We start from the raw sequence: 21,071 nt of genomic DNA on the forward strand, positions 1-21,071 counted from the left end.
GAACACAGAAGTGAAATGCAGTTACGCCGATGGTAGTGCAACGTACGTTTGTGTGAGAGTAGGTCACTGCCAGGCATCCCTTTCTAGCGTTTATCGCAACAATCTATTTGCTCCGTGCTGATATGGCTCAGTTGGTAGAGCGCACCCTTGGTAAGGGTGAGGTCCCGAGTTCGATTCTCGGTATCAGCACCAGTCATAACCACCTTTTGGTGGTTTTTTTGTTTTTTTATTCTCTTTGTGAATATTATTCTGATATAAATAATAGAGCCACTACATTAAAACGGACAATCAGAATTTTCTCTCTCTTTGAATCCATGTTTTATAATATAGATGTGATTTGATCTGGTGTTGAAACTAATATGCTACATCCAGCCTTTTTTAGCTCATTTTCAGATCCGTATCCCCACAAACATCCTATACAGTTAATAGAATTTTCAATAGCACCTTTTACATCATGTTCTCTGTCGCCAATCATGATGCATTGATCCTTGTTATTTGTTGCATTTAGCATTTCAAGAGTTTTACGTATTACATCTTTTTTGGCTGATAACTTGCCATCTAAAGATGCTCCTGTAATTACTGAGAAGTATTTATCTATATCAAAGAATTTAAGGATTTTGATAACAAATACTTCAGGTTTTGATGATGCTACAGCAAGAATTAAGTCTCTTGCTTTAAGCTCAGAGAGCATATTCTTAATTCCATCGTACAGTCTGTTTTCGAATATACCTTTTTCTCTGTATCTTTCTCGGTAAAGTTCGATTGCTTTATTAGCCTGCTCCTCATTTAATCCGTATCTATTAGTAAATGAATCGAATAAAGGCGGGCCAATAAAAAGTCTTAATTTTTCGTCGTCAGTTTCATCTATGTTAAAGTTTTTTAGAGCATACTGAACGCTTCTTTTAATTCCAATTCCGGATTCAGTTAAGGTACCATCAAGATCAAAGAGAATATATTTCATATTTTTAACTGTAATAAAATGTACTGATTACTTGCTTTCATTTTACAGTAAAACATATATTATGTTTAAAGATTCTCTGTATGTTCAAGTTTTATTACCATTTGAGTGATAGAATGATTAGGTTGTTTTACTAAGAGACTGTAAATATGGCTGGCTGGGCACTTACGGAAGGTGAATATTCAAAGATATCTTTATCTGACAGTGATCTTTCCAGAATTTTTGCTTCGATATTTTCTCCATCTAGCAGAAATACTACCAGCTATAAATTCGGTTTTATAAAGTCATTACTTGATAATCTGTATAACGTAGATTCATCTCTTAGTCTTTCTTTTGATACTGTTTTTTCAACTTTTGCTGAGAGTTACTGGAATCTTATTCTTAAATACAACTTAAATCAGCAAAGTGGAAAAAATGCAAAGATTACTACAATTCTGAAAGGATTATTTGATTCATTTGGATACGGTGAAGTAATACCTTTTGAATCTCTGTCTAATGAACAGAAATTACAGATCATAAAAGCAGTAAAAGTTGAATGTTCAAAATATGTAGTAGGAGCACTATATGATGATTCTTCACGGAGCATGTACTCATTTTCTAAGAAGACAAAAGTTATTCAGTTTAATCCTACTGTATATAAATATCTGTGCACAAATAAAGTGATGCTTGAAAAGGTAAACTACTTTGAGTGGTCACGCTTTCTTGAAAAGGTAAATTCTGAAGAATATACAAAGTTAATTTCAACAAAACTTGATGTAAGTACTCAACGATCAGATCTTAGTATGTATCGTCAGATCCTTTATGAAGAGTTTGAATGTCATAACTGTTTTTACTGTGGAAAATCACTCAAAAGTAAGATTCACGTGGATCATTTTATTCCCTGGTCTTTTGTTAAAGAGGATCGGTTATATAACTTTGTTCTGGCTTGTCCACACTGTAATACTCAGAAGAACAATAAGCTTGCTCCACAGAAATTTATTCATGATATTGTTGAACGTAATAATGTTCTAATAAATGAGTCATTAAGAATAGAGGACATGTACAGGATAGATACAAACAGCTATACAGATTCCACCATTAATAATCTATATGAGTATGCATTGGTGAATGGATTTAGAAGATGGGACGTATCGGTTTTTATATAAGCCATTTTTATTTTTTTAATCAAAATTAGCCTAAAGCTACATCTAAAACCATCATAAGAATAAATCCTGAGAGCACAGAAATAGTTGCCTTATCAGAATGCTCAAATTCATGTGACTGAGGTATCAGCTCCTCGACAACAACATAGAGCATAGCTCCTGCTGCAAAAGAGAGGAAAAATGGCAGTAAATCAGCGACAAAAGATGAACAAAGAACAACGATGGCTGCTGCAATAGGTTCTACTATGCCTGATAAAGCTCCAAAAACAAAAGATCTAATTTTGCTTTTTCCTTCAATGTACAGTGGCATAGAAACAGCTGCACCTTCAGGAATATTCTGAAGCCCAAGACCGAAAGCAAGAACTACAATCATAGATATAGTTGACGGATCGATACTGAATGCAGCAATTGCAACACCAAGTGCCATACCTTCAGGAATATTATGAATCGTTAATGCTAGAAAAAGCAGAGTAGATTTATTGAAATTAGTCTTAGGTCCTTCTGGTGTGTCAGACAGTGCATGAAGATGTGGGAGAGACTTATCTATGATAATAAGAAGCGTTATACCAAGTATAAATCCAATGACAACAGGCAGCAGATTTGCTCCTCGTCCTTCAGATCCTTCTAGTGCAGGAAGAAGTAGTGAAAAGATTGATGCAGCAAGCATCACTCCTCCACTAAAACCAAGTGTAATCTGAGCAATTGATTCATTATTGTTTCTCTTTATGAGAAAAACAATGGCAGCGCCTGCCGTTGTGCACAAAGATATAAAAAGACCTGAAAAAAGAGTGTATGTCTGAATTTCTGTAAGCATAGTGGATCTTTCTTTTACTAATTCAATATTGTTAGTATAAACTAACAAATGTAAAAACTACAAAAAAACCTCTATACCGTAAAGTATAGAGGTAAGCATATGAATGCACAATTAAATAGTAAATTTACCTACAGTAGTATTCATTCTGCTAGAAATATCCTTGAAAGTAGATGCGATACTTTCTGAATGGTGAGCAGTATCTGCCATATCTCTAGTAATATCTTTGATAGACTGGAGATTTAATGACATTTCCTTAGATGTGCTTGACTGTTGTTCGGTTGCAGCAGCAATCTGAGTAATTTCCATATTAACTTCACCAATCTTATCTGTGATCTGCTTTAATGTTGACTGCAGACCTTCAGCGTTAGTAGCAATTTCACCCATTTTTTCTACAGTTTCAGTAATAGATTCGTTTGCATTCTTAACATCTGTAGAAACAGTTGTAATCATGGTCGAAATCTTCTTTGTTGCCTCTGCTGTACGAACTGCTAGTGCACGAACCTCATCTGCAACCACAGCGAAACCTTTTCCATGTTCACCTGCTCTTGCAGCCTCAATTGCAGCATTTAGAGCAAGCAGGTTTGTTTGAGATGCGATATCTTCAATGGTTGTGATAATGGTGTTGATTTCCTGAGTCTTGTGGTCAAGCTCAAGGATAAGCTGAGCGTCTTGGTGAGTCTTTTGAGAATGTATACGGATTTCGTTAACAGTATTGATAACAGAATCCATTCCCTCAAGAGCCATCTTCTGGGTAGCATCAGAAGAAGTCGCTGCAAGATTACAGTTTGAAGAAATCTCCTGAGATGTTGCAGCCATTTCTTCAGATGCAGAAGAAACTGTAATTAGTTTATCAAGTACGTTTGTTGCCTTTGAATCAATCTCATTTGCAACAGTAGTCAGATCCTGTGATGATGTGCTTAAAGTTGAAGCATCATTGTTCATATCTGAAACGATAGCATGCAGATTCTCTGTCAGGTTATTAAGGTTTTGTCTTAATGTACCAAGTTCATCATGACCTATGTGAGGAACTGCGTTTGTTAAATCACCAGAAGCGATGTTATCTGATGAGCTAGCTAAAACTCTTACTCTTGATGTAATAGACTTTGCAAGCTGTTTTAAGGCTAAGGCATTAACAATGATGACAATTACAAGTACAACGATTGTAATTGTTGGATTTACGTCAGCTTCAAGCTCATTTGATGATGCAACAGATTCTTGTTCTAACTCATTTGCAAGAAAATCTGTTTCTTTGTCAAATTCCTTTCCAAGGGGTACTAACTGTTCACTGATAACATTAGTTGCCTCAAAAACTCTTCCTTTGTCACACAATGGTGAAAGTATGTTTTTTACAACATGATCATATTTCTCTAGTGTTTTTAAAACAGGTTCTAATTTCTCTGAATTAAAAACCTTTTCAAGTTTTCTAAGAGCACCACGTATGTCATTGCTATCTTTTGTATATTTCTCAATTAACTCCTCTTTTGCTTTACCCTGTGCAGTAGGAAGCTTAATTGCGCTGATACGAACCTCTTTAAATGTAGCAGTAATTTTTCCGATTGCATCTATCGATGGAATAATGGTGGTTACTACATATTGTGATGAATTGTGTGCTTTTAATGCTTTATAAGTTGAGATAACACCAACAGCAAGAAGAAAGATGAAGCTAACACAAAGGAGTAAAGTGAATTTATGTCTGATAGACAAACGATCAAAAAATGCCATGTTCATATGCCCTCATAAAGGTAAACTGAAATATCCTTATAATTGTGTTCAGTTAACAATTATTTTTTTTCTATATGCATATTCTGTAAGAATTTGCATATCGTTTTAGTTTTATGATAGTAAAAATTCTTATTTAGACAATACGAAAAAAATTAAAATGTGAAGTGCTTAATAAATACAGGAAGTTACTATAAAGATAATTAATATAAAAACAATGGTAATTACTTGAAATAAAAGTATTTTTTTTTTTGACCCAAAAAAAATATTTTGTGATTAATATCAACAAAATAATGTCTTTAGAAGTAATCACTTTCTTTTTCTATGAAAACATTCAATGCAGTTCACAATAAATCAATTTTCATACTTTTGTGTATAATATTGCTGCCTGCAAGAGAAACTTCAGGTGTGTATAGAATATGTAAGAAATACATAAAAACTAGGAGATACAATTGATTGACTTTAATACGCTTGCTGACAGAATTATTGACGGTTATGAGTTAAGCCGGGAAGAGGCATTAGAATTATATAATGCACCTCTTGAGCAGTTAAAAGAAAGCGCAAGCAAGATTACATCCCATTTTTTTAAAGAAGCTATTGAACTGTGCTGTATTTCAAATGGAAAATGCGGTAAGTGTTCTGAAGACTGTAAGTTCTGTTCTCAGAGCAGATATTACAATACTGAAATTGAAAAATCAGTTCTAAAGTCAGTAGATCAGTTTTTTGAAGAAGCCAAATACAATGATAAAAGAGGCGTTCATCGTTTTTCAATTGTAACAGCTGGTGTTAGATTAGCTAAAAACGAATTAAAGGTAATTTCAGAGGCATACAAAAAGATCACCAGTGAACTGAAAATATCATGTTGTGGATCGTTAGGTCTTCTTGATTATGACGATTTTGTAATGCTTAAGCAAAGTGGTCTTAAGAGATATCATAATAATCTTGAGACAAGCCCTAATTTCTTTAAAGAAATCTGTACTACCCATACTATTAAGCAAAAAGAAGATGTTATTGCAATGGCCAAAAAAGCTGGTCTTGAAATCTGCTCGGGATGCATCATAGGTATGGGTGAGTCCGATCTTGATAGAGTAGATATTGCTCTTGAACTTAGAAAACTAAAAGTAGATTCTGCACCTATAAATGTATTGAATCCTATAAAGGGAACTCCTCTTCAGGATAGAGAAACTGTACATCCTGATGAAGTCAGAAGAACAATTGCAATGTTCAGACATATTCTTCCAAAGACTGTTCTTCGTCTTGCCGGAGGCAGACTTCTTATTCAGAAATACTTTACTGATTTATATAATTACGGAATCAATGCGGAAATCACTGGTGATATGCTTACAACTGCAGGATTAACTGTCGCAGATGATATATCAGCCGCTATCAGTTCATCAAAGGTTGTTTCAAAAATTGAACCGATAGCTTCTGAAAATTAAAAATTAGTTGATAACAGCGGTGTTATCTTCAGCTAAAGTTATTTTATAGACTTTAGTTGCGTTGTTTCTAATAATCTCAAATTTCATTGAATAGCCTGGTTTGCTCTTAGAGATAAGATAGATCAGGCTTTTTACATTATTAATTGGAATATCATCAACCTTTGTAATGACATCTCCTATTTTTAAAATTCCAAATGCAGGTCCTAATGGATCGACATATCCGATTGTTACACCATTATTCTGCCCCAGGTTCTTTGTTTCGTCATCTGCAATTCCCAGGTAGCCTCTTTCTACTTTTCCATGACGTATTATTTCGTCCATAACTTCAGATACAAGCTTTACAGGAACGGAAAATCCAATACCATAAGTATTAGCTCCAGAGAAAGATGCTGTATTGATACCGACAAGTTCACCTTTTGTATTGATAAGAGCTCCACCAGAGTTACCCTGATTGATTGGAGCATCTGTCTGTATAAGCTCCTGTATTCCATCACGAATATTCATCTGATCACGAGTTACAAGACCGGTTCCAGATCTTGCTGTTGCAGAGATAATACCATGTGTTACAGTCTGTCCAAGATTGTTTGGATTGCCAATTGCAAGAACAATATCTCCGATTCTAACTTCTTTTTTGCTGACTGAAATTGGCTGTAAAGTAACATTGTTTACTCTAAGAACAGCAATATCTGTTCTTCTGTCGCATCCTACAACAAAAGCCTGATAGACCTTGCCTTCTCTTGTCTGAACGAAAATAGCTTTATTTGGCTCATTTCCTGAAGGAACTACATGGTAGTTTGTAACTATAATGCCACTCTTGGCCATAATTACACCTGATGCAGATGATGTAATTGATGAATTATCTGGTAGAGTGTAGTTCTCATTCAGATTTGCAACGTAGATGTTTACAACACTTGGAGCTGCCTTTCCAACTGCGTAGGAATATCCATCATTTGTCATTGCAATTTCGTTCAGGAATGTGCCTATTTTTTTGCCAGTACCTGGTTTAAAGAAAAGAATTCCAATACCAATGATGATTCCTGCAGTACATAGTAGAAACAATGAGATGAATTTCTTTTGGGCTTGTTTTAATTTCATATAAAGACAGACTCATTGCAAAATGCCCACCATTAGGTGAGCATTAAATGTTGTTTAGAATGGTAATTCATTATCATCCTGAACAGAAATATCATTATCAGGATTTGGAGTAAATGAATTATTCTGTGATCCAGGATAAGGAGAGGAAACAGAAGTTGAAGCATAACCATTCTGTGGTCGGCTGGTCATACTCTGATTGAAGGAATTGTTTACTCCCTGATTCTGATTAAACATTGTTGTTTGTGGATTCTGATTAATCTGGAAACCATGTGAATTGTTCTGTCCAAATTGTCCATAATTTCCATTCTGATTTGATGCATATGTATTAGATTGCTGAGGTTGGAAAGATGGATTGCCTTGAGGCATGTCATAAGACTCCTCACGAGGAGCTTTGCTTCCAAGCATTAGAAGACCTGCAGGATCACATACAACTTCAGTGATATAACGCTTGTTGCCATCTTTGTCATCATAACTTCTTGTTCTTAGTTTACCTTCAATGTGAACTTGAGATCCTTTGTGTAGGTACTGTCCAATGATTTCTGCATTTTTACCAAAAGCAACTACGCGAACCCATTCTGTTGATTCAGTTTTATTTCCATTCTGATCCCTTCTGTATTCGTTGATTGCAAGAGTAATTGTTGCAACTGTAGTTCCTGATTGTGAAGGTCTTACCTGTGGTTCATCACCTAAGTTACCAATTAGTGTGACTCTGTTGAATCCGCCTGCCATTATATTTTCTCCTCAAAATAGGTATCGCATTAAATTTAGGTTTCGTGGCGAAGAAAATTACTAGTTCGTCTCACGATCTAGGCAAGTAATTTTATCATAAGATACATGGGGTATTTTTGAGAAAAAGTTCTAATTTTCAAAAACTTTTTATTATTTCTATTTTGCACGGAAAACGAACTATCAGTAATTATTTTCCGTGCATAAAATTTAGCTGTAGATGACTTTGATTCCGTTATTACCAACTATGTCTCTGATCCCTTCAATCAGATCATCTGTAGGTGCAAATCTGAAGCGGTCATCTCTAATTTTCATTAGTTTGTTATCAACAATAAGGTCGATGCTGCACCCTTTTGTAATTAGATCAGGCTCATCTGAACTTTGTATCATCTGATTAATCTCAGGTACATATAGACGGTTTCTGAGCATAATTTCGTCTATTTGTTCAATGTTTTCTTCTACATTAAGTGAGCTTAGATTTAATACAATTTTTCTTGCATTTTTTAATCTTAGGCTTTCAAGAGTCTCAAGCTTTTTGATTCTGAGTCGAGTCAATCCATCATTGGTCATGGATAAAAAGCCTTGAACTACAATTACAAGTGGGGATGGAATTTCTTCTGCTGCCTTAGAGCCTTTTTTCTTGCCTTTATCAAAAATAGATTTTTGAATTTCTTCAAATGCTTCTGCCTGTGATCCAAAGAGCATGAATTCAAAGGTTGAAGTACTATCATCAATAGCAATACGGTAGAATTTTCTATTGTCCTTTGATGAAAGTCCTTCTACTACGCTGATAACCACTCCTGCTACTGTAACAAAGTTAGGTTTATCCATCGTACCTGGTATCATGTTGTTTAAGGTAAGCTCGCCGCAGTATCTTAAAAGTTCTGCTTTATATGGATCGATAGGATGTCCTGACAGATATAAACCAAGAATATGCTTTTCGTGGAAAAGTCTTACCTTATCTGACCATTCCTTGCAGTTAACATAAGCTGGCTTAGTATTTGGATCATCAATCATCGAGAACAGATCTAGCTGACCTGTAGACAGATTTTCCGCTTTTTGCTGTGCATATTTTAATGCTGTAGGAATAGATGCATACATTTTTGCTCTGCTAGGTCCAATACTGTCTAAAGCCCCACTTTTTACTAAAGCTTCTAATGTTCCTTTTGATAGAAAATTTGTTCCAACTCTATATACAAAGTCAAAGAAATCAGTATATTTTCCGTTCTTCTCTCTCTCTTCTACAATGTGATCAACGAGCCTTTCTCCAACACCTTTGATAGCGGAGAAACCATAGATAACATTGCCTTTTATATCACAACCAAAACGGAATTTACCGATGTTTACATCAGGTGGGCATACATCAACATTAAGTCTATGGCACTCACCGATATAGGCAATCAGTTTTTCAGTTTTCATGCAGTCAGCAGTCATCATGGCTGCAAGAAACTGAGCTGGGTAGTGAACTTTTAGATAGAGAGTCCACCAAGCAACTAGTGCATATGCTGCAGAGTGTGATTTGTTAAAACCGTATGCAGCAAACTGTTCAACCTGATCGAAAATCTTAGTCATGATTTCCAGATCTTTACCTTTTTTGAGTGCACCTGCGTTAAATACTTCACGCTGTGCTGCCATTTCTGCAGGGATCTTTTTACCCATTGCACGACGAAGAATATCCGCTCCACCAAGAGAGTAGCCTGCAAGGATCTGTGCAAGAAGCATTACCTGCTCTTGGTATACGATAACACCATAGGTTGAATCAAGGATCTCCTTTAAATCAAGATCCTGAGCTTCAGGTAAAGGATAACTTACCACTTCACGACCATGTTTTCTGTCAACGAAATGGTCCACCATACCACAACCTAAAGGTCCTGGTCTGTACAGAGCCACCAGCGCAACAAGATCTTCGAATCTGTCAGGCTTCATGCTTCCTATAAGCTTTCTCATACCAGTTGATTCTAACTGGAAAACAGCAGTGGTTTCTGTTTCCTGAATCATTTTGTATGATGCTTCATCTTCGTATGGAATAGCAGCAATATTGATTACAGGATTTCCTTTTTCATTGAGTTCATAAGGGCCTGATTTAAGATCAATCTTATCTTTATTTCGTGCAAGCATCTCATCAATCATCTCTTTTGCATCGTCGATGATTGTAAGAGTAGTCAGTCCTAAAAAGTCGAACTTAACCAATCCTGCATGCTCAACATCTTTTTTATCGTATTGGGTAATTGGGTTACCGTCAGAATCAAGCATCAATGGTGCAAATTCAGCAATTCTTGTAGGAGAGATAACAACACCTGCTGCATGTTTACCGATACTTCTTATAACACCTTCGAGTCGTCTTGAAACATCAATAAGCTCGATAGTTTCTTTATCATCGGTTGCTTTTGCCGTGTTATACATGTTTAAAAAATCAGGGGCTTCAGATTCTTTTGGCTCGCCTTTTTTTCCTATTCCAAGACAATCATTGAAAGATGTACCTGGTTTTTCCGGGATCAGTCCTGCAACATGACGGACACGTCCAAGAGGAACGCCGATAGCTCTACCTACGCCCTGAATAGCTGCTTTTGCTGCAAGAGTACCGAATGCAGCAATCTGAGATACAGCAGTTCTACCGTAGTGATCAACAACATGCTGAAGGGTAAGAGCTCTTTTTCTCTGACAGAAATCAACGTCAAAGTCAGGCATTGAAACACGTTCTGGGTTTAAGAATCTTTCAAATAGTAGATCAAATCTTAATGGATCAAAGTCTGTAATGGTTAGCGCATAAGCAACCAGAGATCCTCCACCAGAGCCTCGACCAGGACCTACAGGTACACCATGCTCTTTAGACCACTGAATGAATTCCATCACGATAAGGAAGTAACCTGGGAAATCCATGGTTATGATAACGTTCAGCTCTGTTTCAAGTCTGGCTTCATAAATAGGGCGTTTTTCTTCTCTTACCTTTTCATCTGGGAACAGGAATTTTAGTCTTTTCTCTAGTCCTTCATGTGCCTTCATTCTAAGACAGTCTGCAGTGGATAGATCTCCTGTGTCATATCTTGGAAGTCTTGGATGGTCTAGTTCAATTCTGACTGTACAAAGTTCTGCAATCTTTCTTGTGTTTTCAAGAGCCTCTGGGATATCCGCAAACAGTTGAGCCATTTCCTCTGGCGATCTTAAATACTGCTCTTTAGAATATCTTCTTGCGTTATCCTTATTTCCTTTTTGGCAACCTTGCTGAATAGATACTCTTATATCATGAACATAGTAGTCTGAAAGACCATCTTCAGGAACTTCATTTGGTCCTAGCAAGAATCTTGTGTCGTTTGATGCAACGGGCGCAATAGAATGTTTGATACATAGATTTAAGGCAGCACTTTCAAAAGCCATTTCACCTTCACGGTTTGTTCTTGTAATTTCAAAACAGAATCTGCTGCCAAAGTATTGTTTGTATAGTTCTATTCTCTGTTCTGCTTTCTGCATATTATCTTCTGCAATAAAAGCTGCAATATCACCTCTAAAACCGTTAAGCATGATAATGCCTTCAGAGTATTTGAGCAGATCATCTATAGTTGCTCTTACCTGAGCAATATCAGGACTTGCAGTATTAACCCATGCATCAGAGAGAATGTCATACAGGTTTTGTTTACCTTTAGAGTTCATTGCAAGGAGTGTAACGGTGAATATTTTTTCAGGTTCACCTGGTCTTGAGTATTCTTTTACCTGCAGATCAGCACCCATGATTGGTTTTATTCCTGAATTCATACAGGCAGAGTAGAAACGAACGAAACCTGCCATATTGTTAAAATCGGTAACAGCAATTGCAGGAATTTTTAGTTTTGCTGCCCTTTTAACAATATCACCAACATTCTGCAGACCGTCATTGATTGAATAACAGGATCTTACATGAAGTGGTACATATGGAAGGTTATTTCCGCTCATAAGACATTTCTCCTTGTGAGCTGTAATTTTATCATTTTCAGTTCTATGAATGGGATTTTTAAATTCAAAACAGAATTAATATTTGATTTTTTTTCGACAAAAAATAAAACAAAGCCAGGGCAGGCCCTGGCTTGAATGATCTATTTAGATTACTTCAATGTAATGTAAAGAGTTCCACCATTTCTGTTGATTCTGATAGCAGAGATTCTGCCTTTAACCTTTTCAAGGCTCTTTTTCAGATCATTTATTGTTTTTACATCAGAACGGTTTACACCGGTAATAATATCTCCCTTTCTAAGACCGAATCTTGCAGCCATAGAACCCTGAGCGACATCAGTAACCTCAACACCGCCATTTTTAGCATTTGTCAAAGTTGCTCCATCAAATGCAGGAGAGATCTGCTTAGTCTCTTCTTTTGATGCTGTTGTACCAAAAGAACTGTCTGAAAGCACAACATCGATATCAAGACTCTTTCCGTCTCTGAAAACAGTCAGCTTTACTTTTGTGCCAGCACGCTGTGTTGCAACCTCAGCACGAAGCTGTCCGAAAGTGGTAATCTTCTTACCATTGATTGCTGTAATGATATCACCTGATTTAATGCCAGCCTTATCAGCACCAGATCCCTTGATAACTTCATTAACAAAGGCGCCTGAGTTTTCCTCATAACCAAAGCTTTCTGCTAGATCAGCATTTAACTGAGTGCCCTGAACACCGAGCATTCCTCTTTTAACTTCACCATACTTTAAAAGCTGTTCAGTTACAGTCTTAACCATATTAGATGGGATGGCAAAACCAATGCCGATGTTTCCGCCAGATGGGGCCATAATTGCGGTATTGATACCTATAAGCTCACCTTTAAGATTTACAAGAGCACCACCAGAGTTACCTGAATTGATTGCAGCATCTGTCTGGATAAAGTTTTCAATATTTTCGATATTCAGTCCACTTCTGCCAAGTGCAGAAATTATGCCTGATGTTACTGTCTGGCCTAGTCCATATGGATTACCTATGGCAACAGCAAAATCTCCAACTTCAAGTTTATCTGAGTCTGACAGAGTAATCTGGGTCAGTTTTTTGAAATTCTTTAGTTTTAACAATGCAAGATCAGTATGTGGATCTGAACCTACGAGTTTTGCCTCGTATTCTCTTGTGTCAGATAACTGAACCTTAATTTCGGTTGCATCTGCAACAACATGATGGTTTGTTACTACAAGACCATCTTTAGCATTTATGATTACACCAGAGCCTAATGCTTGGAAATCTCTTTTTTGTGGAGCTGAACCAAAAGCATCTCCCATTCCTGGAAACATGAAACGGAACTCATCTGGAATAGCAAATCCCTGTACGTCCTTTTTGCCTTTAACGGATATATTAACAACGCCTGGCAGTACTGTTTTGAGCATAGGGGATAAAGATGGAATTTTACCATCTGCTGCAAGACCTTCTACTACTGTAGTAGCTGAAGCCTGTCCTGTAACACAAAGCGCTGCTACACCTAATGCATAAACCGCAAAAGCCTTTTTCATTGTTTTTATCATTAAATCTAACTCCAAGGTTTATTATAGTTTTATCATTGGTTCCTGATTTTCATCTTCATCAGGTTCCTTATTTTCTTGTTTTAAAATCTGAGAAATTTCGTTTGGTACTGGAATTTCTGGAGACTTCAATACATTTGGAGTCGGAATTTCGTCTAAAGTTTCATTTTTTTCAGAATTTTTTTCTGATATATCTTCTGAAATATCAGGGAATGCCTTAAATAAGCCATTTCCTTGAACTGATTTATTTATATTTGGGAAATTATCTAGCTCTTTAGGCGAAATATGTTCAATACTGTCTTTTAAGAAAGTTGCATACTGACGATGTACTTCATCTAACTCTGAGAACAGATCTAAGGAGGTCTTAACAAATCTGTCCAATGTTCGTTGAGCTTTGACTGCTTTTCTTTTGGTTTTCAGCAGTTCATCTTTAACTCTTCTGTGTTTATAGATACGTGCAAGAATCAGGTAACAAGCTAATGATCCAGCAGCGAAACCTAAGAGAAACATGAGTAGTATTAAGAAGTACTCGTTCATATAGAAAACCTTTTTTACAGTTTATAGTCTTTTTGTAAGACAAACAGATTATTAAATGAAATATAGTATTACATTTAAAGAAAAAATCGTCACACTCTTATATATTATCGTAAAATATGTAACTTTTTGATTTTTAGATATTAAAAACATGAGCTCAGTTATATCATTAATCGAGCTTTTGGCTTTAAAATCAGGAAAAAAATCATTTTATTATTTAGGTTTTTTATGAAGATAACTAATGCCAAGGTATTTGATGTACAAAACAAGTGTTTTGATACTAGAACCGTATATACAGATAGAACAGTGTTTTCTGAAAAATCGGCAGATGATATTTCAGTTGATTTAAAGGGAAAAATAATTGTTCCTGGTTTTATTGATATGCATCTTCATGGAGCCTGTGGAGCTGATTTTTTAGATGCAAGTTATGACACTCTGTCAAAGATAGCTTCCTTTCTTGCCAAAAACGGGGTTACATCCTTTTCTCCTGCATCTATGACAGTATCAAAAGATGAGTTAATCAGAGCTTTTTCAAATGCAAAGAAGTTCAAATGTTCAGAAGGTGAGTCGTCCCTTGAGGGCATATATGTAGAAGGTCCATTTATCAGCGAAAAGAAATCCGGTGCACAGAAAATAGAGTGTATTTTAAAACCGGATAGAAAGTTTATAGACGATCTTGATTCAGCAAGTGGAGGTCTTGTCAGAACTGTTGTAATTGCACCTGAATCAGACGGAGCCATGGATTTTATTAAAGAGTACAAAAACAAGTACAATTTAAGTCTTGGTCATTCTTCTTGTGATTATAAGACAGCACTATTATCAATGAATGCAGGTATAACACAGCTTACCCATTCTTTTAATGCAATGTCTCCAATAAATCACAGAGCTCCAGGTCCTGTTCTTGCAGCCTTTGACAGTGCTAATGTCTTTGCAGAACTCATCTGCGATGGAACTCACATACATGATGCAGTTATAAGAATGATGTTTAATCTGTTCACTGATAGACTCATAATGATTTCAGATTCAATGATGGCTACTGGCCTTGATGATGGAGAGTATTCTTTAGGTGGACAGGCAGTCTTTGTAAAGGATCATGTAGCAAGACTGCATGATGGAACAATTGCAGGATCTGTATCTACCTTATATGATTGTTTTATTCATACAGTAAAAAAAGCAAATATAAAAATTGAGGATGCTCTTATTGCCTGTACTAAAAATCCTGCATTAAAGCTTGGAATATTTGATAAGGTAGGATCGATTGATATTTCAAAGAGAGCTGATTTTATTGTTCTTAACGATGATTTATCCATAAATTCTGTTTGTCTTAGAGGAAAATTCATATCTTAATTGCTCAAAACAACCAAACTAGTTGATTCAAAAGAAGATCATCTTGAATACAAAATTCAGACTTTTTAAGAAGCTGAAATAAATACTCAATTTAGGTTTAAAAAAAGTTTGAAACAAATTTTATTTTTGTTTAAAATATCGCATTGCCCCTCTAAACGAGGAACAGGTTTCCCACCCTAGTTTCTTGTTGCAGACTGAATCAGTCTGTTTGGAAAGAGAGCAGATCATTTTTGATCTGTATGTTTTATAAGGATTTATTCCTTACTAAATTAAGGGTTTTTTAATGAAAACTTTCGTTGCAACACCATCTACTATTAAGAGAGATTGGTTACTAATTGACGCTACTGACCTAACTTTAGGTCGTTTAGCTACTGAGATTGCTACACGTCTACGTGGTAAGCACAAGCCAGAGTATACTCCATTCATGGATACTGGTGATTATGTTATCGTTATCAATGCTTCAAAGGTAAAGGTAACAGGTAACAAGGCTTCTGATAAGAAGTATTACCACCACACTGGTTACCCAGGTGGCATCAAGGAAGAGTCATTCGAGAAGCTTCTTGCTCGCAAGCCAGAAGACGTAATCGAGAAGGCTGTTCGTGGCATGCTTCCAAAGGGACCTCTAGGTCGTGCTATGTTCCGTAAGCTAAAGGTATATGCTGGTGAGACTCATAATCATGCAGCTCAGCAGCCTCAGGTTATCAAGTTTTAAGGAGCAATAGCAAATGGCAGCAAATCAGTATTATGGTACCGGCCGTCGTAAAGACGCAACTGCTCGTGTTTTCTTAAAGCAGGGTACAGGTAAGTTAGAGATCAACGGTAAGACCTTAGAGCAGTACTTTGGCCGTCCTACATCACGTATGGTTGTAGCTCAGCCTTTAGAGCTTTTAGAGGTTGGTGATAAGTTTGACTTATACATCACTGTTTCTGGTGGTGGTATTTCTGGTCAGGCTGGCGCTATCCGTCACGGTATTACCAGAGCTTTAATTGAGTATGATGAGTCATTCCGTCCTGCATTACGTAAGGCAGGCTTCGTAACTCGTGATGCTCGTGCTGTAGAGCGTAAGAAGGTTGGTCTTCACAAAGCTCGTAAGCGTCCACAGTACTCAAAGCGTTAATTTATACAATTTATATTGTATTCAAAACCTCTGCCCAAAAGGCGGAGGTTTTCTTTACCCAAAATAAATCAGATTTTCTTCTGCTTCATTTCAATCAATCATTGTCAGTTATTACCGTAATAATTCATACAGTATACTTTTGCTACTCTTTGATATGGATTTTTATAAACGTGTCGAACCATTCCATCAAAGCACATAGAATCGCCAGTTTTTAGTTTAAAGCTGGTATCTTCAACTACGATTTCTATACATCCTTCCTGAACAAAAAGATATTCTTCTGAAATTTTTTTATGACCATCTGTTACATGTTCACTGTCAGGATCAAGGATCAGCATAAACATTTCAAAATTTCTGTTTATATTAGATGGAAATATACAACCGATTCTGTAATGACCATCATCATCTTTCTGAAAAGCTACCTGATCGAGAGTAACCTTCTGTGCTGTAACTCTTTTTGATTCAAGCAAGGCTGAATATGTAACACCAAATGCTTCTGCAATCTTCCAGATAGTATTAATAGTTGGATTTGAATTACCTTTTTCTATCTGAGAAAGAACAGCTTTGGAAAGTCCTGTTTTTTCAGACAGTTTTCCAAGGGTCATATTTGTCTGAAGTCTTAATTGCTGAAGGTTTCTGGAAATGACCTGATTTATATCCATAAATAAATTGAGAGTTTATTAAAATTAACACTTGATCAATTATATTTAACGTTATATTCTGTTAAATATATTGTTTGTTTTGTTTATTATAAATTACTACTATGAAGTTTCAAGCATTTAAATTTGTTTTTCCAAGAACTTTGCCAATTCTTACAGGATTCTGGTTTGTTGGTATTGCATACGGAACATATATGAATGTCGCAGGATTTTCATTTGTATATCCAATGCTTATGAGTCTTATTATTTTTGGTGGCTCACTGGAATTTATCTGTGTCAGTATGCTTTTAAGTACTTTCGCTCCATTAAGTGCTCTTGTGGTGGCGCTGGTAGTACAGGCAAGGCATCTGTTTTATGGAATTTCTATGCTTGATAAATATAGAGGACTTGGAATAAAGCGTTACTATCTTATTTATGGAATGTGCGATGAAACTTTTTCCATAAATTATACAAGTAAGGTCCCAGAGCATCTTGATAAAGGTTGGTGTTTCTTTTTTGTAACATTGTTAAACCATTTTTACTGGGTATCAGGCTCAGTTCTTGGAGGAATTTTAGGAGATTTTATTACATTTGACACAACAGGTCTTTGGTTTGTAATGGAAGCTCTTTTTGTAGTTATTTTTCTGGAGCAGTGGAAAAATGATGAGAAACATCAAAACGGTATTATTGGAATAGGTGTTACAGCACTTTGTCTTGTAACTCTTGGTAAGGATTCATTTTTACTTGCATCAATGATAATTATTTTTTCAATTCTGTCTTTACAGTACTTATATACAAGAAAAATGAAAGGAAGATTACTGCCAAATGGATAATTTAACTCTTACAGAGCAGTGCATAATTATAGGAATGTGTGCTGCAGGAACAATGATATGCAGATTTCTTCCATTTATAATTTTTTCGAGAAATTCAAAGCTTCCGAATTTTATAGTATATCTAGGATCAGTTCTTCCTTTATCCGTGTTCGGAATGCTGCTTGTTTACTGCCTTAAAGATGTAGATCCTAGTGCTCCAGGTCACGGTGCTGCAGAAGTTATTGCAATAACTGTTACGGTTCTGGTACATATGTACAAAAGAAATATGATGCTATCTATAGCACTTGGAACAATAATTTATATGATTGAGGTTCAGTTTATATTCAGATAATTTTTTCTGCATGAGATCTATCAGGATAAGTTGGTTGATTATAATGTATAATTGAAAAAAAACTGGAGATACAAATGGCAGTTCGATTAAAAAGTTTGAAACCATATCTGTTTAATGCTTATTACAACTGGATTATTGAAAATGAAATGACACCTCATATTCTGGTTAATGCAACCTATAAAGGAGTTATAGTTCCTGAAAGCTATATTACAGATGGTTCTATTATTCTAAGTTTGCTGCCATCATCTATAGATTCATTCCATGCATCTTCAAATGCGATATCTTTCAAGGCAAGATTTGCAGGAAAATCTGAGGATATATATGTTCCTTACTCAGCAATTGAACAGCTTATTGCAGTTGAAGCTCAGGCTGCTTTGCCAATTGGCAGAGCCTTAGAACAGCTAGACCTTGCACCTGAAGATGAAATATATCCAGATGAAGGTATAGTAAAAGATACTCCTGAATTTGAGATTGAAACAAAAGATTCAGAATCTGCCAGTGCAGAAAGTTTGCAGAAGAATAATGAAAAAGATCCTGAAGCTGACAAGAGCAAAGAGCCTGGTTTTGAGTTTGTTTAAAAATAATCATATAAAAAAACAAAAGAGCTGATAAATCAGCTCTTTTTTCAATATGCGAGTATTAGGACTAGCGAAGCTTACCTAATTCAACCCACATTGGTGAAGTTTCAATTAAGCCATCCTGACCTAATGTAATATCACCTGTCAGACCATGAAGAACATCTTCACTGTTGTTTGCTAGCTGCTCAATGCTGTATGCAAAAGCAACACTGTCATATGCTGCAGCAAAGATCTTCTGAACCTGAGGATTTGCCTTAGGTAAAGATTTCATGAAGCTTTCCTTTAACTGACTGTCAGTTAAGAGCCATGGCATATCGCCTAAAAGGGCACCTTTTAAAGCAAATTCAGATGAAGAATTGTTAAGTCCCATATAGCTCTTGTCAGTTAGATAAATCTGAGCAGTTGCAGGAATAATTGGTTTTATTGAAACAGCATCATTAGTTGATGCATTCAGATATACAGCTTGAACCTCTGAAAGAGGGCAGTTAGACAGTTCCTTCTTTGCATTTGATGCACTATTGTATAAACAGAAATTGCTTGTGAGTTTTGTTTTTGCAAATGTATGCTTGAATGCAGTTGCTGATCGTTTTGCATTCTGATCATTATTCTTGCTTATAACAACAGCAGACTGTTTCTGATCTGCAAAGATTTTTGATGCTGCAATAGAGCCTTCGTAGTTCGGGCCTAAATCAAAATACCACTGATTTACAGGACGAACTGTCTCTGACTCGTTAAATACGATTGAAGGAATTTTGATACCGGTATTATTTAAAGCGGTAACTTCAGGTTTTAGGATTGGTCCTAAAATCAGTTTTGTTCCGTTAGCTTTGAGGGTAGCAACTATCTGAGAAATGCTTTCTTTGTTGGTATCATAGAAAACAACATTTGCCTTGATATTTCTATCCTTTAAAGCTGTAAGAATGCCAAGCTTTGCAGGTTCACCAACAGATGGTGCAAAACGGCCACTTAGAGGTAGGAGAACTGCTATTTTTGCATTCTCAGGAAGAGTAAAGATTGCTTTTGAATCTACATTTGCAATAGAGTTGCTTTCTTTTACATTATCCTGCTCATCAACAGGTTCAATATGAACAACTTCTGTTACAGGATGATCTGAATATCGTTTTGCAAAATCATTTAAAAGATTCTGTTTTAATTCATCATTTGATGTTCTGCTGATAATTGAGTATTCATAGAAACCCTTATCGATCTCATTGTTTGATCTTGATAGAGCAGAAGCCAATGACTTTTCATCAATTGCACTTAAAATAGAAACTGACTTTTCAATGACTTTCTTTCTGTCATTTTTAGAATCAACAAGCTTTAATAGAGTTGCCTGATTCTTGAATGCATAAATACCGTTTTCTGGATTCTTTGTTTTCTGGAACTGTAAATTATTGATGTTTGAGTTCAGAATGAGGAAATAAGAAAGCGCCTGTCTTGGCAGAGCTTTGTAGTTAACATCCTTTAAGGTTGCAATGGCATCGTCAGTATAACCTTGCTTTGACTGCATCATTGCAAGAACAATTGATGCCTGATCTTTTTGCACATCGTTCTTTGCTTTTGAAAACATTTCGTTGATGCTTTCATTTGCATGAGCGTAGTCACCTGCAACTATCTGAGATCTTGCAAGCAGAGTCAGTGCTTTAAACTGATCTTTTTCTTCAGAATTAGAATATAGTTTCTGATATTCCTGTACAGAAAGGTTTAGATTTCCAAATGCGTTGCTTGAAGCTAAAGTCCTTGTGGCAGTATCTGATGAACAGCCAGTAATTGAACTGATACAAACTGCAGTGGCAAGGGCCATGCTTAAAATGGATTTTTTTGCTTTCACAATATTTTCCTAAAAAACAATATAACTGCTTTATTTTATCATAAAGTGAGTAAGCCGAGCTGATTTGTCAGCAAGATTGTAAAATTCAGAAAAAGTGAAGAGATATTGATAGTTGAGCCGACCTGTAAGCCGAGTTCTGTCCTGCAAAGCAGTGGCAATCATTCCTCTAGACTGACGATCGCTCGCCAGTTCAAGCAATCAACCCGCCTTCAGTCCGGACGAGACTATAGAAGGCCTATTTGATCTTGCTCCAGGTGGAGTTTACATTGCCTCATACATTACTGTACAAGCGGTGAGCTCTTACCTCGCCATTTCACCCTTACCATTTCTGGCGGTATCCTTTCTGTTGCACTGGTCATAAGCTTGCGCTCTCCAGGCGTTACCTGGCACCTTGTCCTATGGAGCTCGGACTTTCCTCCCCCTTGCGCGTATGCTTACATATCGTAAACACGTATGCAAGGCAGCGATTGCCCGGTCGACTCAACGTAGTATTCTACCATAATGGTCTG

Annotated in this window: 18 protein-coding genes, 1 tRNA gene and 1 other RNA gene; 9 read left to right on the plus strand and 11 right to left on the minus strand. The window is 36.3% G+C overall.

Translation table 11 applies throughout. The features are described 5' to 3' along the window. The first annotated feature begins 116 nt into the window (after positions 1-116). Positions 117-192, plus strand: a tRNA-Thr gene (locus tag J5V48_RS04180). Positions 193-319: 127 nt separating this feature from the next. Here J5V48_RS04180 and J5V48_RS04185 read toward each other — a convergent pair. After that, positions 320-961, minus strand: a complete 642-nt coding sequence (locus tag J5V48_RS04185; RefSeq protein ID WP_219937309.1) for an HAD family hydrolase — start codon at positions 959-961, stop codon at positions 320-322. A 146-nt stretch (positions 962-1,107) separates the two neighbouring features. On the opposite strand from J5V48_RS04185, the gene J5V48_RS04190 reads away from it, so the two are divergent. Further along, positions 1,108-2,103, plus strand: coding sequence for an HNH endonuclease (locus J5V48_RS04190; protein ID WP_219937310.1), 996 nt, complete (start codon positions 1,108-1,110; stop codon positions 2,101-2,103). A 25-nt stretch (positions 2,104-2,128) separates the two neighbouring features. Here J5V48_RS04190 and J5V48_RS04195 read toward each other — a convergent pair whose 3' ends face one another. Both J5V48_RS04195 and J5V48_RS04200 read right to left on the minus strand, forming a co-directional pair. Beyond that, positions 2,129-2,914, minus strand: a complete 786-nt coding sequence (locus J5V48_RS04195; RefSeq protein ID WP_219937311.1) for a ZIP family metal transporter — start codon at positions 2,912-2,914, stop codon at positions 2,129-2,131. A gap of 111 nt (positions 2,915-3,025) precedes the next feature. Continuing rightward, complete coding sequence (locus J5V48_RS04200) at positions 3,026-4,636, minus strand: methyl-accepting chemotaxis protein (protein WP_219937312.1); 1,611 nt, start codon at positions 4,634-4,636, stop codon at positions 3,026-3,028. Between the two features lie 449 nt (positions 4,637-5,085). On the opposite strand from J5V48_RS04200, the gene bioB reads away from it, so the two are divergent. Further along, positions 5,086-6,072, plus strand: a complete 987-nt coding sequence (gene bioB, locus J5V48_RS04205) for a biotin synthase BioB (RefSeq protein WP_219937313.1) — start codon at positions 5,086-5,088, stop codon at positions 6,070-6,072. A 3-nt stretch (positions 6,073-6,075) separates the two neighbouring features. Here bioB and J5V48_RS04210 read toward each other — a convergent pair whose 3' ends face one another. The 5 genes from J5V48_RS04210 to J5V48_RS04230 all read right to left on the minus strand — a co-directional run bounded on the left by J5V48_RS04210 (position 6,076) and on the right by J5V48_RS04230 (position 13,892). Next, positions 6,076-7,167: a S1C family serine protease gene (locus J5V48_RS04210; RefSeq protein ID WP_219937314.1), complete on the minus strand. Its 1,092-nt coding sequence runs from the start codon at positions 7,165-7,167 to the stop codon at positions 6,076-6,078. Positions 7,168-7,221: 54 nt separating this feature from the next. After that, the gene (locus J5V48_RS04215) at positions 7,222-7,896 is read right to left on the minus strand and encodes a single-stranded DNA-binding protein (RefSeq protein WP_219937315.1); all 675 of its coding nucleotides are present in this window, start codon (positions 7,894-7,896) and stop codon (positions 7,222-7,224) included. A gap of 207 nt (positions 7,897-8,103) precedes the next feature. Then, positions 8,104-11,820 carry a DNA polymerase III subunit alpha gene (gene dnaE / locus J5V48_RS04220; protein ID WP_219937316.1) on the minus strand — a complete coding sequence of 1,239 codons (3,717 nt, stop codon included), beginning with the start codon at positions 11,818-11,820 and terminating at the stop codon, positions 8,104-8,106. Between the two features lie 149 nt (positions 11,821-11,969). Beyond that, positions 11,970-13,346 carry a DegQ family serine endoprotease gene (locus J5V48_RS04225; RefSeq protein WP_219937359.1) on the minus strand — a complete coding sequence of 459 codons (1,377 nt, stop codon included), beginning with the start codon at positions 13,344-13,346 and terminating at the stop codon, positions 11,970-11,972. A 33-nt stretch (positions 13,347-13,379) separates the two neighbouring features. Further along, positions 13,380-13,892, minus strand: a complete 513-nt coding sequence (locus J5V48_RS04230; RefSeq protein ID WP_219937317.1) for a LapA family protein — start codon at positions 13,890-13,892, stop codon at positions 13,380-13,382. A gap of 225 nt (positions 13,893-14,117) precedes the next feature. Here J5V48_RS04230 and nagA point away from each other — a divergent pair, with 225 nt between their 5' ends. From nagA to rpsI, 3 genes are all read left to right on the plus strand, one after another. Next, on the plus strand, positions 14,118-15,236 hold the full coding sequence (gene nagA, locus J5V48_RS04235) for an N-acetylglucosamine-6-phosphate deacetylase (RefSeq protein WP_219937318.1): 1,119 nt from the start codon (positions 14,118-14,120) through the stop codon (positions 15,234-15,236). Positions 15,237-15,519: 283 nt separating this feature from the next. Continuing rightward, positions 15,520-15,948, plus strand: a complete 429-nt coding sequence (rplM, locus tag J5V48_RS04240) for a 50S ribosomal protein L13 (RefSeq protein ID WP_219937319.1) — start codon at positions 15,520-15,522, stop codon at positions 15,946-15,948. Between the two features lie 13 nt (positions 15,949-15,961). After that, complete coding sequence (gene rpsI, locus J5V48_RS04245; protein WP_219937320.1) at positions 15,962-16,354, plus strand: 30S ribosomal protein S9; 393 nt, start codon at positions 15,962-15,964, stop codon at positions 16,352-16,354. A 104-nt stretch (positions 16,355-16,458) separates the two neighbouring features. Here the strand turns inward: rpsI and J5V48_RS04250 are convergent, their stop codons facing one another. Next, positions 16,459-17,013 (minus strand): helix-turn-helix domain-containing protein, encoded by a 555-nt coding sequence (locus J5V48_RS04250; RefSeq protein WP_219937321.1) that lies wholly within the window; start codon positions 17,011-17,013, stop codon positions 16,459-16,461. Between the two features lie 101 nt (positions 17,014-17,114). On the opposite strand from J5V48_RS04250, the gene J5V48_RS04255 reads away from it, so the two are divergent. The 3 genes from J5V48_RS04255 (at position 17,115) to J5V48_RS04265 (ending at position 18,731) form a co-directional block, all read left to right on the plus strand. Beyond that, on the plus strand, positions 17,115-17,822 hold the full coding sequence (locus J5V48_RS04255) for an AzlC family ABC transporter permease (protein WP_219937322.1): 708 nt from the start codon (positions 17,115-17,117) through the stop codon (positions 17,820-17,822). After that, positions 17,815-18,153, plus strand: a complete 339-nt coding sequence (locus tag J5V48_RS04260) for a branched-chain amino acid transporter permease (protein ID WP_219937323.1) — start codon at positions 17,815-17,817, stop codon at positions 18,151-18,153. Before J5V48_RS04255 ends, J5V48_RS04260 begins: the two co-directional genes overlap by 8 nt. Before the next feature lie 74 nt (positions 18,154-18,227). Next, positions 18,228-18,731 carry a stringent starvation protein B gene (locus J5V48_RS04265; protein WP_219937324.1) on the plus strand — a complete coding sequence of 168 codons (504 nt, stop codon included), beginning with the start codon at positions 18,228-18,230 and terminating at the stop codon, positions 18,729-18,731. A 67-nt stretch (positions 18,732-18,798) separates the two neighbouring features. Here J5V48_RS04265 and J5V48_RS04270 read toward each other — a convergent pair whose 3' ends face one another. Together J5V48_RS04270 and rnpB are read right to left on the minus strand one after the other, a co-directional pair. Then, a complete protein-coding gene (locus J5V48_RS04270; protein ID WP_219937325.1) occupies positions 18,799-20,562 on the minus strand; it encodes a penicillin-binding protein activator in 1,764 nt (587 codons plus the stop codon). Between the two features lie 109 nt (positions 20,563-20,671). Then, positions 20,672-21,045: RNase P RNA component class A (gene rnpB, locus J5V48_RS04275), an RNA gene on the minus strand. Positions 21,046-21,071 lie beyond the last annotated feature (26 nt).

The organism is Succinivibrio faecicola, from assembly GCF_019448115.1.
Classification (GTDB): Bacteria; Pseudomonadota; Gammaproteobacteria; order Enterobacterales; family Succinivibrionaceae; genus Succinivibrio; species Succinivibrio faecicola.

Coding starts and splice junctions, on each gene's coding strand:
- J5V48_RS04185 (WP_219937309.1), bottom strand. CDS start 961: ATGAAATATATTCTCTTTGATCTTGATGGTACCTTAACTGAATCCGGA.
- nagA (WP_219937318.1), top strand. CDS start 14,118: ATGAAGATAACTAATGCCAAGGTATTTGATGTACAAAACAAGTGTTTT.
- J5V48_RS04210 (WP_219937314.1), bottom strand. CDS start 7,167: ATGAAATTAAAACAAGCCCAAAAGAAATTCATCTCATTGTTTCTACTA.
- J5V48_RS04215 (WP_219937315.1), bottom strand. CDS start 7,896: ATGGCAGGCGGATTCAACAGAGTCACACTAATTGGTAACTTAGGTGAT.
- J5V48_RS04265 (WP_219937324.1), top strand. CDS start 18,228: ATGGCAGTTCGATTAAAAAGTTTGAAACCATATCTGTTTAATGCTTAT.
- J5V48_RS04230 (WP_219937317.1), bottom strand. CDS start 13,892: ATGAACGAGTACTTCTTAATACTACTCATGTTTCTCTTAGGTTTCGCT.
- rpsI (WP_219937320.1), top strand. CDS start 15,962: ATGGCAGCAAATCAGTATTATGGTACCGGCCGTCGTAAAGACGCAACT.
- J5V48_RS04195 (WP_219937311.1), bottom strand. CDS start 2,914: ATGCTTACAGAAATTCAGACATACACTCTTTTTTCAGGTCTTTTTATA.
- dnaE (WP_219937316.1), bottom strand. CDS start 11,820: ATGAGCGGAAATAACCTTCCATATGTACCACTTCATGTAAGATCCTGT.
- J5V48_RS04255 (WP_219937322.1), top strand. CDS start 17,115: ATGAAGTTTCAAGCATTTAAATTTGTTTTTCCAAGAACTTTGCCAATT.
- J5V48_RS04260 (WP_219937323.1), top strand. CDS start 17,815: ATGGATAATTTAACTCTTACAGAGCAGTGCATAATTATAGGAATGTGT.
- J5V48_RS04190 (WP_219937310.1), top strand. CDS start 1,108: ATGGCTGGCTGGGCACTTACGGAAGGTGAATATTCAAAGATATCTTTA.
- J5V48_RS04225 (WP_219937359.1), bottom strand. CDS start 13,346: ATGAAAAAGGCTTTTGCGGTTTATGCATTAGGTGTAGCAGCGCTTTGT.
- rplM (WP_219937319.1), top strand. CDS start 15,520: ATGAAAACTTTCGTTGCAACACCATCTACTATTAAGAGAGATTGGTTA.
- J5V48_RS04200 (WP_219937312.1), bottom strand. CDS start 4,636: ATGGCATTTTTTGATCGTTTGTCTATCAGACATAAATTCACTTTACTC.
- J5V48_RS04250 (WP_219937321.1), bottom strand. CDS start 17,013: ATGGATATAAATCAGGTCATTTCCAGAAACCTTCAGCAATTAAGACTT.